Below are 15,267 nucleotides of genomic sequence, written 5' to 3' on the forward strand. Positions count from 1 at the left end.
CGAGCGCGCGGCGATCACCGGCATCGGCGCGTCGCCGTTGCGGCCGTACACCGCCTGGTAGAGATCGGACTGCTCGGTCTTGGTCGGCAGCCCGGTCGAGGGGCCGCCGCGCTGCGAGTTGACGATGACGAGCGGCAGCTCGGTCATGATCGCCAGCCCGATCGCCTCGGTCTTGAGCGCGATGCCTGGGCCTGACGAGGAGGTGACGCCGAGCTGGCCGGCATAGGACGCGCCCAGCGCCGAGGCGATCGCGGCGATCTCGTCCTCCGCCTGGAAGGTGGTGACGCCATATTCCTTCATCCGCGCCAGCTGGTGGAGGATGGCCGAGGCCGGCGTGATCGGATAGCCGCCGAAGAACATCGGCACGCCGGCAAGCTGCGTGCCCGCGACGAGGCCGAGGCTGATCGCCTCCGCGCCCGAGACCGTGCGGTACAGCCCCGCCTCGACCGGCGCGGCGGCGATGGCGTGCTGCTTCATCGGGCCGGACAGCTCGGCCGTCTCGCCGAAGGCGTGACCGGCGTTGAGCGCGGCGATGTTCGCCTCGGCGAGCGTCGGCGCCTTGGCAAACTTGGCCTTGAGCCAGTCGATCAGCGGCTGGCGGTCGCGATCGAACATCCAGAGCGCCAGCCCCAGCGTCCACATGTTCTTGCAGCGCAGCGCCTCCTTGTTGCCGAGGCCGTAGGGCTTCACCGCGTCGAGCGTCAGCTGGCTGATGTTGAGCGCCATCAGCTGCCATTTCGCGAGGCTGCCGTCGGTCAGCGGGTTGGCGGCGTATTTGGCCTTGGCGAGGTTGCGTTCGGAGAACTCGCCTTCGTCGGCGATGACGAGACCGCCGGGCTTGAGCGCATCGAGATTGGTCTTGAGCGCGGCGGGGTTCATCGCGACGAGCACATCCGGCTGATCGCCCGCCGTCTCGATCGCGATCGAGCCGAAGTTGATCTGGAACGCCGAGACGCCGAACAGCGTGCCCTGCGGCGCCCGGATCTCGGCCGGAAAATCGGGGAAGGTCGCGAGGTCGTTGCCGGCGAGCGCGGTCGACAGCGTGAACTGGCCGCCCGTCAGCTGCATGCCGTCGCCTGAGTCGCCCGCGAAACGCACGACGATCGACTCGGCCGTTGGATGGGCGGACGCCTCGGCAGGCGTCACTTCGTGGATGGCGGTCGCCATGATCGGTCCTTTTGCTTGCCCGCCCTCTAAGCCCGTCGGGGCGGCGGGGCCAAGTAGAATGACGCCCAGCCGGGCAAGGCCCGCTTCAGCCGAGCCCGAACGCCTTACCCAGCGCGAGGATCGCCGCGGCGTGGCGCTGCGCGATCTCCAGCACGTCGGCGCCGTAGCCGCCCCCGACGGTGCTCGCCAGCGGGAGGCCGCGCCGCCGCATGAGCGTAGCCACCAGACGGTCGCGGCGGATCAGGCCCTCGCGCGTGAGTGCCAGCCGGCCGAGGCGATCGCCGGCGTAGGGGTCGACGCCCGCCTGATAGAGGACCAGCTCGGGGCGGAACCGGTCGAGCAGCGGTGCGAGTGTCCGTTCCAGCGTGGCGAGGTAGGCCTCGTCACCCACCCCGTCGTCCAGCGGCACGTCGAGCGTCGAGCGCGCCTTGCGGGCCGGGAAGTTCTTCTCGGCATGGATGGAATAGGTCGCGATCTCCGGCCGGCCGGCGAGGAGCGCCGCGGTGCCGTCGCCCTGATGGACGTCGACATCGACGATCATCAGCCGGTCGACCGTCCTCTCGTCGATCAGCCGGTGCGCGGCGATGGCGAGGTCGTTGAACACGCAGAAGCCCGCGCCGGTGTCCGCCAGCGCGTGATGCGAGCCGCCGGCGCTGTTCGCGGCAAAGCCATGCTCGAGCGCCAGCCGCGCGGCGAGCCAGGTGCCGCCGGGCACCACCTGTGCCCGGCGCGCGACCTCGGGCGTGACCGGGAAGCCGATGCGACGCTCCTTGGGGCGCGGCACGGCGGCGGCGAGTACCTCGGCGACGTAATCGGGGTCATGCACCGCTTCCAGCCACGCCTGCGGCATCGGCTCGGGCTCGTGCCAGGCGATGCGGTCGCCCTGCGCGGCGAGGAGGTCGCGGATCAGGCCGTTCTTGCCCCACCGATAGGCGGAGCCGGCCGGTGCGGGGGCGACATAGTCGGGGTGGTGGACGACCGGGATCACCGCGCATAGGTAGGCGGCGAGGCGCGCGCGCGCCACGAGAGGAGCCGGTGATGAACGACATGTCCCCCGAGGCGCAGCCCCGGATCGCGGCGGCCGCACCCTATGTCCGGCCGGACGTGCGCCAGTTCCTCGATTATCTGAACGCCCTGCCCGGCCCCAAGACGCACGAGCTCGGCGCACCGGCGGCGCGAGAGATGTATCGCGCGATGAAGGACGTCGCCGACCCGCCGGTGGGCGAGTTGGCGGTCGTCCGCGACCTGACCATCCCCGGGCCGGCGGGCGACATCCCCGCGCGGCTGTTCGACGCGCGTGCGGAGCGGCAGCCCGGGCCGGCGGTGGTGTTCTTCCACGGCGGCGGCTTCGTGATCGGCGACCTCGACACGCATGCGAGCTTCACCGCGGAGGCGGCGCGCGTGCTCGACCTGCCGGTGATCGCGGTCGACTATCGCCTCTCGCCCGAGGCGAAATGGCCTGCGGCGCCCGACGACGCCGAGGCGGCGGCGCGCTGGGTGGCTGCGAGCCCGGCCGAGCTGGCACGCGCCGTCACGGGCCTGGTGCTGATGGGCGACTCCGCGGGTGGCACGCTGACCATCGTCGCGGCGATGGACCTGCGCAACCGGCCGGCCGCGGTGCCGGTGCTGGTGCAGGCGCCGATCTATCCCGCCGCCGATCTGGGCGCCGATCATCCGTCGTTCCGGCAGTTCGCCGAAGGACATCTGCTGACGCGCGCGTCGATGGACTGGTTCGCCGACTGCTATGGCGCCGACCTGTCGCATGCCCGGGGCTCGCCGCTGCGCGGCGATCTGGCCGGCCTGCCGCCCGCGGTGGTCGTCACCGCCAGCTTGGATCCGATCCGCGATCAGGGCCGCGCCTATGTCGGCGCGCTGGCGGCGGCGGGCGTGCCGGTGATCTTCCGCGAGGCGGTGGGCAACGTCCACGGCTTCATCACGCTGCGCCAGGCGATTCCGTCGAGCGCGGGCGACGTGGCGGGATACCTCGCAGCGGTGAAGCAGGCGGTGGTCGAGGCCGAAGCGCGGCGAGTGATGGCGCAGGCGGCGGGCTGATGCTCCTCCACCGCGATAGCGGGGGAGGTGGCGCGCGGGCGTCAGCCTGCGTGACGGAGGGGGCTCGCGATGCCCTGGATATGGCGCGTCCCCTCTCCACCACTCGGCTGCGCCGAGCGGTTCCCCTCCCCCGCTATCGCGGTGGAGGAGAATAGTGTTGACCCTCCCCTATCGCCCCGCCGCCGGCATCATGCTGCTGGACCGCGACGGCCGCGTGTTCGTGGGCCAGCGGATCGACACGGTGCTGGAGGCGTGGCAGCTGCCGCAGGGGGGCATCGACCCCGGCGAGGACGCGTTGGCGGCGGCGTTGCGCGAGCTGGGCGAGGAAACGGGGATCGCGGCGGAGAAGGTCGAGCTGCTTGCCAAGGCCGAAGACGAGCTGTTTTATGATCTGCCGCCCGAGCTGGTCGGCAAGGTGTGGAAGGGCCGATATCGCGGTCAGCGCCAGCGCTGGTTCCTGTTCCGCTTCCTGGGCGACGACGGCGACGTGAACCTCGTCACCGAGCATCCCGAGTTCCGTGCCTGGCGCTGGATCGACCCCGCCGATCTGCCGGCGCTCGCTGTGCCGTTCAAGCAGCAGCTCTACCGCGACCTGCTGGCGATCTTCGCCGCGCAGCTATGACGTTCGTCGTCCGGCCCGCGACCGACCGGGACCTGAAGCCGCTCTACGAGATGGCGAAGCTGACCGGTGGCGGCTTCACCAACCTGCCGCCGGACCGGCGCGCCTTGAAGGCAAAGCTGGACCGCAGCCGGGCCGCGTTCGCGCGCGACGCCGAGCATCGCGCCGACGAGCTGTTCGTGCTGGTGCTCGAGAACAGCGCCACCGGCGAGGTGCGCGGGACGTGTCAGCTGTTCACCGAGGTGGGCGGCCAGCAGCCCTTTTACAGCTATCGCATCGGCACGCTGACGCAGCACTCCGCCGAGCTCGGCCGCACCTTCCGCGCCGACATGCTGTCGCTCACCACCGACCTGGAGGGTGCGAGCGAGGTCGGCGGCCTCTTCCTCCATCCCAACGAGCGCGCGGGCGGGCTCGGGCTGCTGCTGGCGCGCGCGCGCTACCTGTTCATCGCCGCGCACCGGGCGCGCTTTGCCGATCGCATCCTGGCCGAGCTGCGCGGGATCATCGACGAGGCGGGGGGCTCGCCCTTCTGGGACGGCCTGGCGGGCCGGTTCTTCGGCATGAACTTCCAGGAGGCGGACCAGTTCAACGCCATCAACGGCCATCAGTTCATCGCCGATCTGATGCCCAAGCATCCGATCTATACCGCCATGCTGTCCGAGACTGCCCGCGCGGCCATCGGCCTGCCGCACCCTAGCGGCCGGGCGGCGATGCGGATGCTGGAGGGCGAGGGCTTCCACCACGACCGCTATGTCGACATCTTCGACGGCGGCCCGACCATGACGGCGCGGACCGATCAGGTCCGGTCGATCGCCAACGCGCGCGAGAGCTCGGTCGTGGCTCTGGATGGCGAGGCCGGTGTCGAGTCGCTGGTCACGGCAGGACGGCTCGCCGGGTTCCGGGCCGCGTTCGCCGAGGTCGAGGAAGTGCCGGGCGGGATCGTGCTGGCCACGGGGGCGGCGCGCGCGATCGGCGTCGTGCCGGGCGACACGGTGCGGCACGTTCCCAGGCTGTGACCCTCGTCGAGATCAACTTCGACGGGATCGTCGGCCCGACCCATAATTATGCGGGGCTGAGCCTGGGCAATCTGGCCGCAACCCGCAACGCGGGGCGGGAGAGCTTCCCGCGCGCGGCGGCGATGGAGGGCATCGCGAAGATGCGGGTCAACCTGCGGCTGGGGCTGGTGCAGGGTGTGCTCCTGCCCCATCCCCGCCCGGATGCACGCTGGCTCGCGGCGCTCGGAACGACCCCGGCCGGTGCCACGCCGACGCTGTGGGCGCAGGCGGCCTCCGCCTCGGCGATGTGGGCGGCGAACGCGGCGACCGTCTCGCCCGCGCCGGACACGGCGGACGGGCGCTGTCAACTATCCGTCGCCAATCTCGTGACCATGCCGCACCGGAGCCACGAATGGCCCGCGACGCTGCGGCAGCTGCAGCTCGCTTTCGGCGATCCGGCCTTCGTGGTGCACGGGCCCGTGCCGCCGCCGTTCGGGGACGAGGGCGCGGCGAACCACATGCGGCTGTGCCCGGCACACGATAGACCCGGCGTGGAGGTGTTCGTGTTCGGCGAAAGTGCCGGCCCCTTCCCCGCGCGCCAGCATCGCAGCGCATCCGAGGCGATCGCGCGGCGGCACGGCCTCGATCCGGCGCGCACGCTGTTCGTGCGGCAATCGCCCGCGGCGATCGCGGCGGGAGCCTTCCACAACGACGTTGTGGCGGTCGCGAACGAGGGCGTGCTGCTCGCGCACGAACAGGCATTCGCAGACAAGGAGGCGTTCTACGCCGGGCTGCGCGAACGGCTGCCGTCGGTGCAGATCATCGAGGTGCCGGCGGCGGCAGTCAGCCTTGCCGAGGCGGTGGCGAGCTATCTCTTCAACGCGCAGCTCGTGACGCGGCCGGCCGGCGGCATGGCGCTGGTGCTGCCCGATGAGGCGCGAGGGGTCGGGCGCGCGTGGGCGTGGCTGGAGGCGCTGGTCGCGGGTAACGGGCCGATCCGCGAGATCGTGCCGGTCGACGTCCGCCAGTCGATGGCCAACGGCGGCGGCCCCGCCTGCCTGCGGCTGCGCGTCGTATGTGATCCCGCCACGGTGGACCCGCGCTTCCTGGTCGACGCGGGCAAGCTGGACCGCATCGCCGCCGTCGTCGCCAAGCACTGGCCCGAGCGCGTCGGGCCGGACGATCACGCCACCCTGGGCGCGTGGCCGGCGGCGGCGCAGGCCCGCCAGGCGTTGCTGGAGGAGCTGGCGCTTGTCGAATTAATTGACAGCTAACCATGTCCGGCCGGGGCGAAATCGCCGTAATCCGCCGCTGGCCCGGAACTTGCTGTGCACGAGGCATGTGGCCCCGCATCACCCGCCTGTTCACGATCAAGACCAAGTTCGAGGCGTTCCTCGTCATCTACGGGCTCGGCCTCGGCGCGGCCGAGCGGGGCGTGCACTATCTCCAGGTCTATCCGGGTGCCGAGGGCAAGATGCTGTTCGCGCTGTGCCCGGTGGCGGTGTTCATGGCGGGCGGCCGCATTCTCCATTCGCTGGAGGCTGAGCGAGGCTGATCGGCGCAATGGACACGGGCGATCGCGTGGCGGATGATTGCGCGGATGGACTTGGGCGACGATATCGAGCTGGCGCGCGGCATCGCGGCGGAGACGGGCGCGCTGCTGCTGCGGCTGCGCGCCGATAGCGGACTGACCGGCACGGCGTTGGGAGCGCGGGGCGATCGCGCGGCGGACGACCTGATCCTCGCCCGGTTGCGGGCAGCGCGGCCCGATGACTGCATTCTTTCCGAAGAGTCGCATGACGACCGGGCGCGGTGCGCCGCCAGCCGGGTGTGGGTGATCGATCCGCTCGACGGCACGCGCGACTATGCCGAGGGGCGCGACGACTGGGCGGTGCATATCGGGCTCGCCGTGGACGGGTTCCCGGCCGCCGGCGTCGTCGGGCTGCCGGTGCTGGGGCGCCTCCACGCAAGCGACGATCCGCCGCTTCCGCGACCGCCGCTCCCCGCACGCCCGCGCATGGTCGTGAGCCGGACGCGCAGCGCCGAGGTGGTGACGCGGGTCGGCGCGGCGCTGGGCGCGGAGCTGGTCGGCATGGGCTCCGCGGGTGCGAAGGCGATGGCGGTGGTGGACGGCCGCGCCGAGATCTACCTCCATGCCGGCGGCCAATATCAGTGGGACAATTGCGCGCCCGCGGCGGTCGCGCTCGCAGCAGGGCTGCACGCGTCGCGCATCGACGGCACGCCGCTCGCCTATAACGGCGAGGACCCGCTGCTGCCGGACCTGCTGATCTGCCGCAAGGAGCTCGCCGGCGCGGTGCTGGCGGCGATTACAGCGGCTTGACGCTGGCGCCGGCGCGACCGGAAGCCCCGTCATTCCCGCCTAGGCGGGAATCCGCATTCGGTGCGTAAGGCTGCCATGCTCGATATGGCGATAATGGATCCCCGCCTGCGCGGGGATGACGGAGCGGTCTAAGCCGCGCCGCGCAACGCGTGGCGACCTGTTGCCGCCTCGCGCAGATAGCCTTCCAGCTCGGCGGCGCGGTGGGCGGCGGTGTGCTCGGCGAGCACGCGGGCCTGCCCGGCGCGGCCGATCCCGGGCGCGTCGGCCCGGTTGAGCGCGGCGAGCACCTGATCGGTGGTGTCGGCCAGCACGATCTCGCGGTCCGGCGCGAACAGCCGGTCGAGCCCGTCCCAGCGATCCGAGACGATCGGCGTCGCGCACGCCGCCGCCTCGAACAGCCGCACCGAGGGCGACCAGCCGCGCGCGATCATGTCGGCGCGTGTGACGTTCAGCGTCCAGCGTGAGGCGGAATAGAAGGCGGCGTGATCGCTCGGTGGCAGGTGCTCGATCCGCTCGACGTTGGCGGGCCAATCGATCGTCGCCGGATATTGCGGGCCGGCGACGACGAACCGCTTGTCCGGCGTGCGGCGCGCCGGCGCGATCAGCAGGCGCTCCAGCGCCGGCTGGCGATCGTCGCTATAGGTGCCGAGATAGGAGAGGTCCCAGCGCCTGGCCGTCGTCGTCGGGCGATAGTCGGCCGGGTCGACGGAGCAATAGAGCGCGCGGGCGGCGGGCGCACCGTGCTGCTCCTCGAGATGGCGCAGCGTCGGGCCGCCGGTGAAGGAAAGATAGACATCATAGGCCGGCACCAGCTCGGGCGAGAGATATTCGTGGTCGCCGCGCGCCAGCTTCGCCAGCGTGACCGGCGTGTCGATGTCGTAAAAGGCCGTGACGCCGGTCGCCGTGCGCTGCACCCAGGCGCCGACCGCGACCCCGTCCGGCACATACGAGCCTACGATCACCGCATCGGCGCGCTCGATCTCGCCGGTCCAGTGCTTCAGCTCGGCAAGGTCGCGGTAAAAGGCGATCCGGCACCAGTCTGGATCGGTCAGGTCGCGATTGCCCGCATACCAGGGCACGTCGCGCTCCAGGAACAGCACGTCATGGCCGCGCGCGTGAAAGGCCTTGAGCAATGCGCGCCAGGTGGTGGCATGGCCGTTGCCCCAGGAGGACGACAGCGACAGCCCGAGGACGACCAGCCTCATGCCGCCTTCCGGACCCGCCCGAGACGCTCCCGCAGCAGCGCATCCACCTGCACGCCGCGCAACGCATAGGTGTGCTCGGCGAGCACGCGGGCGAGCGCGGCCCGGCCGATGGCGCGGGCGCGCGCGGGGGTGAGCGCGGCCAAATGGTCCGCGACGTCCTGCCCGTCGCGCGCGACCAGCACCTCGCGGTCGGGCGCCAGGAACTGCTCGATCCCCTCCCACGCGTCAGTGATGAGGCAGGCCGCCGCGCCCGCCGCCTCGAACACCCGCGTGGCCGGCGAGAAGCCGATATGCGCCATCGAATCGCGCGCGACGTTGAGCACGGCGGCGGGCGTGCAATTGAAGGCGTTGTGCTCGGCGGTGTAGACATGACCGCGGTGGCGGACATTGGCGGGCATCGCCTTGCTCTCCCAGCCGTTGCCGCCAATCAGGAACCGGCGCGCCGGCAGTGCCTCGGCGGCGCGCAGGAAGAACTCCTCCACCCGCGCCTCGCGGTCCGGCAGCCGATTGCCGAGGAACGCCAGGTCGCAGGCGAACCGCTCGTCCGGCGGCACCGGATGGTGGGTGTCGGGATCGAGCGCGTTGTAGACGGGGACGCAGGCGACTGCGCCGAAGCCGGTATAGGCGTCCACCACCGGCGGGCCGCCGCCATAGGTGAGCACCATGTCGAGCGCCGGGAGTGCGCGCAGCACCGGATGCGAGGGGTCGCCGCGCATCTCGTCCAGCGTCGCGGCGGCATCCACGTCCCAGAACAGCTTGAGCGCGTCCGGCCGGGCGTGGCGCTGCACGCCGTCGAGCAGCTCCGCGTCGAACACCCCGACGCCGCTCGCCTTGACGACGATGTCGGCCCTGGGCGCCTCCGCCAGCACGCCGCGCAGACCCTCCCCCGTCGCGGGATACACCACGACCTTGGCATAGGGCGGAGGATCGATGTCGCGGTGCTGCTGCCGGTCGAACGCGTCGGGCTCGTAGAAAGTGATGTCGTAGCCGTGCCCGGCGAGCGCGCGCAGGATGCCGCGATAATAGGTCGCCGCGCCGTTCCAGTAGGAGGACAGCAGGCTGGAGCCGTAAAAGGCGAGTTTCACGCGGCGGTCCTTGTCGGCTGGGCGGCGAGGCCGGCGGCGATCGCCAGCAGCTCGTCGGCGCGGTGGGCGCAGGTATGGCGGGCGCGGATCGTCTCGAGACCGGCGGCGACCAGCGCGGATCGCATCGCCGGATCGTCGCGCAGCGCCGCGAGGTGCGCCGCGACCTGCTCGCCGTTCCGCGCGATCAGGAAGTCCTGACCGGGACGGAACAACTGCTCGCTATCCGCCCAGGGCGCGGACACCAGCGGGATGCCGCAGGCGAGCGCCTCGAACACGCGAATGGTCGGGATGCCGGGCAGGATCGTCGCGTAATAGCGCCGCGGCACGTGAACGGTGGCGAGATGGCGCGCGAAGATGGCCGGGGCGCGGGCATTGGGTGCCCAGCCATGATAGCGCGCGCCGTAGCGGGCGAGCGCCGCGCGCGCCTCCTCGGGATAACGGACGCCGTAGATGTCGAGCGGTATGCCGACCGCCTGCGCCGGCTGGAACAGGAATTGCTCGAGTTCGCCCGTGCGCTCGCCATCGCCCCAATTGCCGATCCAGACGACCCCTTCGCGCGCCTGCTCCACGGCAGGCGGGCGGAACAGGCGCGTGTCCGCCGCCTCGTGCCACGTCCAGACGCGCCCCGCCCAGCCCCAAGCGCGATAAACTTCGGCCAGCGTCTCGCCGAAGGCGAGCACGCCGTCATAGCCCGACAGGTCGAACGCCTGCATCTCGGCCGGCGCGCTGACGGCGCGGTGATGCGTGTCGTGAAACAGCAGGCGGAAGCGCCCACCCGCGCGCCGCAGCTCGCCGATCGCCGCGACCAGCAGCGGCTCGTTCCACTCGTGGACGATCACCAGATCGGCATCGGCGACCAGCTCGGCCGGGTCGGTGTCGGGGGCAAAGGTTTCGGGTTGGAGATCCGGATAGGAGGCGGCGAACGCGGCCAGCCCTGCCTCGCCGGCATCGGCGAGCAGGTTGTCGAGGCTCCAGTTGACGGCCGGCTCCAGCGCGCGGACCTGGTGGCCCTTGGCCTGCAGCTCGCGCAGCACGCCGCGCAGGAAATGGGCGTTGCCGTGGTTCCAGCACGAGCGCAGCGAGTGGGTGAAATAGACAATGTTCACGCCGCGGCGCGCTCCGGCGAGACCAGCCCGCGGTAGAGCGCCAGCATTGCCGCGGCGGTCGCCCGCGGCGTGTAGCGTGCGGCGCGGGCGCGGGCAGCTTCCGACAAATGGGTGCGGAGGTCCGGCTCGGTGCGGACGCGCGCGATCGCGGCGGCATAGGCGTCGGGCGTTTCTTCGGGCACGAACAGCGCCGCGCCGGTCCACAGCTCGCGGAAGGTGTCGATGCCGGACAGCACCAGCGGGCAGCCCGCCTGCGCCGCCTCCAGCACCGCGAGGCCGAACGGCTCGAAGCGGGCGGCCGAGACGAAGATCGGCCGCGTGGCGTATTCGGCGGCGAGTTCGGCGTCGGCGAGCACCCCGAGCAGTCGCAGGTGCGCCGGCGCGACCTTCTCGCCGTGCGGAGCCGTGATCGGACCGGCGGCGCGCAACGGCACGGGGAGGCGCGCGGCGACCTGGTCGAGCAGGTCGGTCGCCTTGACGCGGTCCCAGAGCCGGCCGGCGGTCAGGACGTGATCGGCGGTCTCGCGTGCCGGCAGCGGCAGCGGGGTGCGGCCGTTGTGGATCGCGAGCGGCGGCATCGGCAGCCCGTAATGGCGCTGCACATTCGCGGCGTGGGCGGCGCTGGGGGCGACGACGGCGTCCGCGGCGAGCAGGCCCGCGCGCATCAGCTCCCCGTGCCAGGCATAGGCTGCGTCCGGTGCGGTCCCGTGTGCCGCCGCCCACCAGGTGCCGACGCAACCGTGCGCGACCGCCACGACCGGCGCGGGAAACCCTCCGGCCGCGGCGAGCGCGGGGGAATTGAGCTGGACGATGTCGGCCCGGTACTCGACCGCGAGAGACGCGATGGCGCGACCGGCGGCGAGCACCTCGTCGGGGCCGGCGGCGAGCCAGTCGAGAGGGAGATCGGTCTTCACCAGCGACATATGCGCCGCACCCTCACCCTTTCGCTCGCCTGCGGCGAGCTGTTCCCTCTCCCACCGGGAGAGGGAGGGAGGCGCGCCAGCGCCGGAAGGGCGAGACGGCCCAAGGTTCCGCCGATGCGCAGCATCGGTGGAAAGGCCGTCGAGGGGAGGGTGCTCCGCGAAGGGTCCCAGCACTGCCAGCACAACCTCGACCTGTTCCCCCGCCAGTGCGGTGGCGAGATCGGTCGCGTACTGCCAGACACCGCCGACGGCGTCGCAGGTCATCAACAGCTTCACGAGGCGGCCATGCGCCGGGACGAGGCGACGATCTCTGGCGCGATCGGCAGGTTGAGGCGACGTTCCGCCGCCAGCCAGCGCGCCAGCTCGGCGACGCCGGTCCGCCAGTCGACCTTCGGCTGCAATCCCAACGCCGCTTCCGCCGCGCGCGTGTCGGCGACGAAATAGCGCTGGTCGCCGGCGCGCCAATTCGACCATTCGACGTCGACAGGATGGCCGACCAGCTCGCCGATATGGTCGAGCAGCCGCCGCAGCGACACGGCATTGGCCGGGCCGCCGCCGAGATTGAACGCCCTGCCCTTCACCCGATCGATCCGCCGCCACGCCTGCACATAGGCGTCGACTGCGTTCGCCACGTCAAGGATATCGCGCACCTGACAGCCGTCGCCGTAGAGCGTGATCGGCCGGCGCTCCAGCGCGCGGATCAGGAAATGCGCGACCCAGCCTTGGTCCTCCGTCCCCATCTGGCGCCGGCCGTAGATGCACGACATGCGCAGCACGCAGGTCGGCATGCCGAAGCTGCGGGCGTAATCGAGGACATATTGGTCGGCCGCGCCCTTGGAGACGCCATAGGGCGTATGGAAGTCGAGCGGGCGCGTCTCGGCGACGCCGTGCTCGCGGACCGCCGGGTCGTCGGGGACATAGGCGTCGTCGCTGAGCGTGAAGCTGAGGTCGGCGAGATCGCCATAGACCTTGTTGGTCGACGCGAAGATCAGCGGAACCTGCCCGCCGCGCCGGCGCAGCGCCTCCAGCAGCGCGAAGGTACCGCCGATGTTGATCGCGAAATCCTCGGCTGGATCGTCCAGACTGGTGGTGACGGCGACCTGGGCGGCGAAATGGAAGACGGCCTGCGCGTCGGCCGCCGCGTGTGCGACCGCGGCATGATCGCGGATGTCGGCGCGCACGAACTCGATCCGTTCGCCATGGTTGTGCTGGAGCCAGGCGAGGTTGCGTTCGGTGCCGGCGCGGGAAAGCGCGTCGAGGATGCGGACGCGGTGCCCGTCGCGGGCGAGGCGGTCGGCGAGGTTGGAGCCGATGAATCCCGCCCCGCCGGTGATGAGGATCGGGGCCATCAGATCCTCCCCGCTTGCGGGGAGGGGGACCGGCGCAGCCGGTGGACGGGGTTCGGATCAGAGCGGCTCGCTGGTGACTCAGCCCCCTCCACCATCGCTGACGCGATGGTCCCCCTCCCCGTCCCGGGGAGGATTTCCGGCCGGCCCCTCACGCCACCAACCCCCGCTGCTCCAGCTCCGCGCGCATCCTGGCGACGTTGTCGGTTGCGGTCTGCTCGGCCACCCAGCCGGCGAGCTGCGCCAGCCCGTCGCCGAAATCCTGCCGCGCCTCGAAGCTCAGATGATCGCGCGCGAGCGCCGTGTCGCAGAAGCAGTGCCGGATATCGCCGATCCGCGCCTTGCCGACGATCTCGGGCTCGATCCGGTTCTTGCCCATGGCCCCGGCGAGCGCGACCGCGACGTCGCGCACGGACCGATGCTGCCCCGAGCCGATGTTGAACGTCTGCCCCGCCGCCTCGGGCTTGACCAGCGCATCGGCAAACGCGCGCGCGACATCCGTCACATGGATGAAATCGCGGCGCTGCTCGCCGTCCTCGAAGATCATCGGCGCCTCCCCGTTCAGCAGCCGCGAAGCGAAGATCGCCAGCACGCCGGTGTAGGGATTCGAGAGCGCCTGGCCGGGCCCGTAGACGTTGAACAGGCGCAGGCACACGCTCTCCATCCCGTACGGCGCGGCCATGATGTGCGTCGTTCGCTCCTGCACGTATTTGTTGAGCGCGTAGATGGACGAGAGCGCCGGCCGCTTCCATTCGGGCGTCGGCAGCGGTGCGAGCGGGCGTCCGGCCCCGTCGGTCGGCTCCCATTGCGACAGGCCGTCGCGCAGATTGGGCCGGTCGGCGTCCTCGACGGTATGGCCGTCCATGTCGCGATACAGGCCCTCGCCGTAGATCGACATCGAGGAGGCGGTGACGACGCGGCGGACGGGACGCGTGATGAGCTGCTCGAACAGCACGGCGGTGCCGACGTCGTTGGTCGAGGTGTAGCGTTCCACCTCGTACATCGACTGACCGACGCCGACCTCCGCGGCGAGGTGGATGACGCTGTCGACGCCCTGCAGCGCGCAGGCAACCGCGGCCGCATCGCGCACGTCGGCGCGGACCAGCTCGGCGTCGGCGTCGAGCAGCGCGGAGCCGTCGACCTGGCCGTGGACCTGATCGATCAGGCTGTCGAGCACGCGCACGCGATGGCCGCGGCGCAGCAGTTCTTCCGTGACGAAGCGGCCGATGAACCCCGCGCCGCCGGTGACGAGGACGGTTTCGCTCATCCGAGGAAACGGTCCGCGACGGTATTGATCCAGGTTGATTGCATCCGTGCGGCTTGCCCCCTTATGAACCCGTCACGAACGGCGTAACGAAGCATCTTCTTCTTTGTTCGTCACGGAGCCGGAACGCGCGCCGGAGTCAAGTGGTTTGGGCTGCCGTGCGGAATCGAGGTGATGACGGCGTGACGGCGACCTTTCTCCTGATCCGCCACGCCATGCACGCGGATTTCGACATCAGACTGTCCGGCCGGCGGCCGGGGGTGGCGCTGAGCCCCGCCGGTGTGGCGCAGGCGGCGGCGCTGGGCCGGCGGTTGGCCGCGGCAGGGATCACGCGCGTGGTCGCCAGCCCGCTCGAGCGCACGATGGCCACGGCGGCGGCGATCGCGCAGGGCTGCGGCCTCGCTCCGCCCGAGCCGGTCGAGGCGCTGACCGAGCTCGATCTTGGCGAGTGGACCGGCGAGGCGCTCGACGCCCTTCATGACGACCCGCGCTGGCGGGTATGGAACGAGCAGCGTGGCACCGCATGCGCGCCCGGCGGCGAGAGCATGGCGGAGGCGGCGGCGCGGATCACCGGCTGGCTGCGCGCGACGGCGGCGGCGTTCCCCGATCAGACCATCGCCGTCGTCACCCACTCCGACATGGTGCGCGGCGCGGTGGCGCAGGTGCTCGGACTTCCGCTCGACCATCTCTGCTCCTTCGACGTCGACCCCGCGTCGGTGTCGACCGTGGTGATGGGCGATTGGGGAGCGCGGCTGCTAAACTTGAATGTGACCGCCGGGTAGGCGAAGGGGCGCCGGCGCGGGGCGGCAGGGCGAAGGGAGACATGATGGCGGACGCCGCGACTTTGCGGGAGAAGGTGACGGCGCTCGCGCCCTGGTTCCACAACATCGATCTGGGCGAGGGCGTCGTCACCGCGCCGGACCATTTCCTGGGCGATTACCCGCGCTTCAAATATGCTCGCTTCGCCGATGCGCTGCCGACGGATCTCAGCGGCAAATCGGTGCTCGACATCGGCTGCAACGCCGGCTTCTACTCGGTGGAGATGGCGCGGCGCGGCGCGGCGCGGGTGGTCGGCATCGACGAGGACGAACGCTACCTCGCCCAGGCGCGGCTGGTGGCCGACACGCTCGGCTTCCCGCAGATCGAGTTCCGCCGGCTGTCGGT

At 71.3% G+C, this 15,267-nt stretch carries 16 protein-coding genes; 8 read left to right on the forward strand and 8 right to left on the reverse strand.

The window, feature by feature from the left end; all coding sequences use genetic code 11:
• Together ACFE64_RS12335 and ACFE64_RS12340 are read right to left on the reverse strand one after the other, a co-directional pair.
• A partial coding sequence (locus ACFE64_RS12335) for a 2-oxoacid:acceptor oxidoreductase family protein (protein ID WP_375392760.1) occupies window positions 1-1,167 on the reverse strand: 1,167 nt, incomplete at its 3' end.
• An 85-nt stretch (window positions 1,168-1,252) separates the two neighbouring features.
• Complete coding sequence (locus ACFE64_RS12340; protein ID WP_375392761.1) at window positions 1,253-2,155, reverse strand: histone deacetylase; 903 nt, start codon at window positions 2,153-2,155, stop codon at window positions 1,253-1,255.
• Between the two features lie 59 nt (window positions 2,156-2,214).
• Between ACFE64_RS12340 and ACFE64_RS12345 the strand changes: the two genes are divergently transcribed.
• The 6 genes from ACFE64_RS12345 to ACFE64_RS12370 all read left to right on the forward strand — a co-directional run bounded on the left by ACFE64_RS12345 (window position 2,215) and on the right by ACFE64_RS12370 (window position 7,174).
• A complete protein-coding gene (locus ACFE64_RS12345; RefSeq protein ID WP_375392775.1) occupies window positions 2,215-3,219 on the forward strand; it encodes an alpha/beta hydrolase in 1,005 nt (334 codons plus the stop codon).
• 154 nt (window positions 3,220-3,373) lie between these two features.
• Complete coding sequence (locus ACFE64_RS12350; RefSeq protein ID WP_375392762.1) at window positions 3,374-3,841, forward strand: RNA pyrophosphohydrolase; 468 nt, start codon at window positions 3,374-3,376, stop codon at window positions 3,839-3,841.
• Entirely contained in the window at window positions 3,838-4,854 is a 1,017-nt protein-coding gene (locus tag ACFE64_RS12355; protein ID WP_375392763.1) for an arginine N-succinyltransferase, read from the forward strand. Before ACFE64_RS12350 ends, ACFE64_RS12355 begins: the two co-directional genes overlap by 4 nt.
• On the forward strand, window positions 4,851-6,107 hold the full coding sequence (locus ACFE64_RS12360; RefSeq protein ID WP_375392764.1) for an N-succinylarginine dihydrolase: 1,257 nt from the start codon (window positions 4,851-4,853) through the stop codon (window positions 6,105-6,107). The genes ACFE64_RS12355 and ACFE64_RS12360 overlap by 4 nt, the downstream gene beginning before the upstream one ends.
• A 65-nt stretch (window positions 6,108-6,172) precedes the next feature.
• On the forward strand, window positions 6,173-6,388 hold the full coding sequence (locus ACFE64_RS12365) for a hypothetical protein (protein ID WP_375392765.1): 216 nt from the start codon (window positions 6,173-6,175) through the stop codon (window positions 6,386-6,388).
• 45 nt (window positions 6,389-6,433) lie between these two features.
• Window positions 6,434-7,174 carry a 3'(2'),5'-bisphosphate nucleotidase CysQ gene (locus tag ACFE64_RS12370; protein ID WP_375392766.1) on the forward strand — a complete coding sequence of 247 codons (741 nt, stop codon included), beginning with the start codon at window positions 6,434-6,436 and terminating at the stop codon, window positions 7,172-7,174.
• Window positions 7,175-7,302: 128 nt separating this feature from the next.
• Here the strand turns inward: ACFE64_RS12370 and ACFE64_RS12375 are convergent, their stop codons facing one another.
• From ACFE64_RS12375 to ACFE64_RS12400, 6 genes are all read right to left on the reverse strand, one after another.
• Window positions 7,303-8,379, reverse strand: coding sequence for a glycosyltransferase (locus tag ACFE64_RS12375; RefSeq protein WP_375392767.1), 1,077 nt, complete (start codon window positions 8,377-8,379; stop codon window positions 7,303-7,305).
• Entirely contained in the window at window positions 8,376-9,464 is a 1,089-nt protein-coding gene (locus ACFE64_RS12380; protein WP_375392768.1) for a glycosyltransferase, read from the reverse strand. Before ACFE64_RS12380 ends, ACFE64_RS12375 begins: the two co-directional genes overlap by 4 nt.
• The gene (locus ACFE64_RS12385; RefSeq protein ID WP_375392769.1) at window positions 9,461-10,570 is read right to left on the reverse strand and encodes a glycosyltransferase; all 1,110 of its coding nucleotides are present in this window, start codon (window positions 10,568-10,570) and stop codon (window positions 9,461-9,463) included. Before ACFE64_RS12385 ends, ACFE64_RS12380 begins: the two co-directional genes overlap by 4 nt.
• Complete coding sequence (locus tag ACFE64_RS12390; protein WP_375392770.1) at window positions 10,567-11,484, reverse strand: glycosyltransferase family 4 protein; 918 nt, start codon at window positions 11,482-11,484, stop codon at window positions 10,567-10,569. The genes ACFE64_RS12385 and ACFE64_RS12390 overlap by 4 nt, the downstream gene beginning before the upstream one ends.
• Before the next feature lie 281 nt (window positions 11,485-11,765).
• Window positions 11,766-12,842: an SDR family NAD(P)-dependent oxidoreductase gene (locus ACFE64_RS12395; protein ID WP_375392771.1), complete on the reverse strand. Its 1,077-nt coding sequence runs from the start codon at window positions 12,840-12,842 to the stop codon at window positions 11,766-11,768.
• Window positions 12,843-12,990: 148 nt separating this feature from the next.
• The gene (locus ACFE64_RS12400; RefSeq protein WP_375392772.1) at window positions 12,991-14,106 is read right to left on the reverse strand and encodes an NAD-dependent epimerase/dehydratase family protein; all 1,116 of its coding nucleotides are present in this window, start codon (window positions 14,104-14,106) and stop codon (window positions 12,991-12,993) included.
• A gap of 179 nt (window positions 14,107-14,285) precedes the next feature.
• Here ACFE64_RS12400 and ACFE64_RS12405 point away from each other — a divergent pair, with 179 nt between their 5' ends.
• Window positions 14,286-14,885 carry a histidine phosphatase family protein gene (locus ACFE64_RS12405; protein WP_375392773.1) on the forward strand — a complete coding sequence of 200 codons (600 nt, stop codon included), beginning with the start codon at window positions 14,286-14,288 and terminating at the stop codon, window positions 14,883-14,885.
• Window positions 14,886-14,929: 44 nt separating this feature from the next.
• Window positions 14,930-15,267, forward strand: a 338-nt coding sequence (locus ACFE64_RS12410) for a DUF1698 domain-containing protein (RefSeq protein WP_375392774.1), incomplete at its 3' end; no start/stop codon positions are given.

The organism is uncultured Sphingomonas sp. (assembly GCF_964250165.1).
GTDB lineage: Bacteria > Pseudomonadota > Alphaproteobacteria > Sphingomonadales > Sphingomonadaceae > Sphingomonas.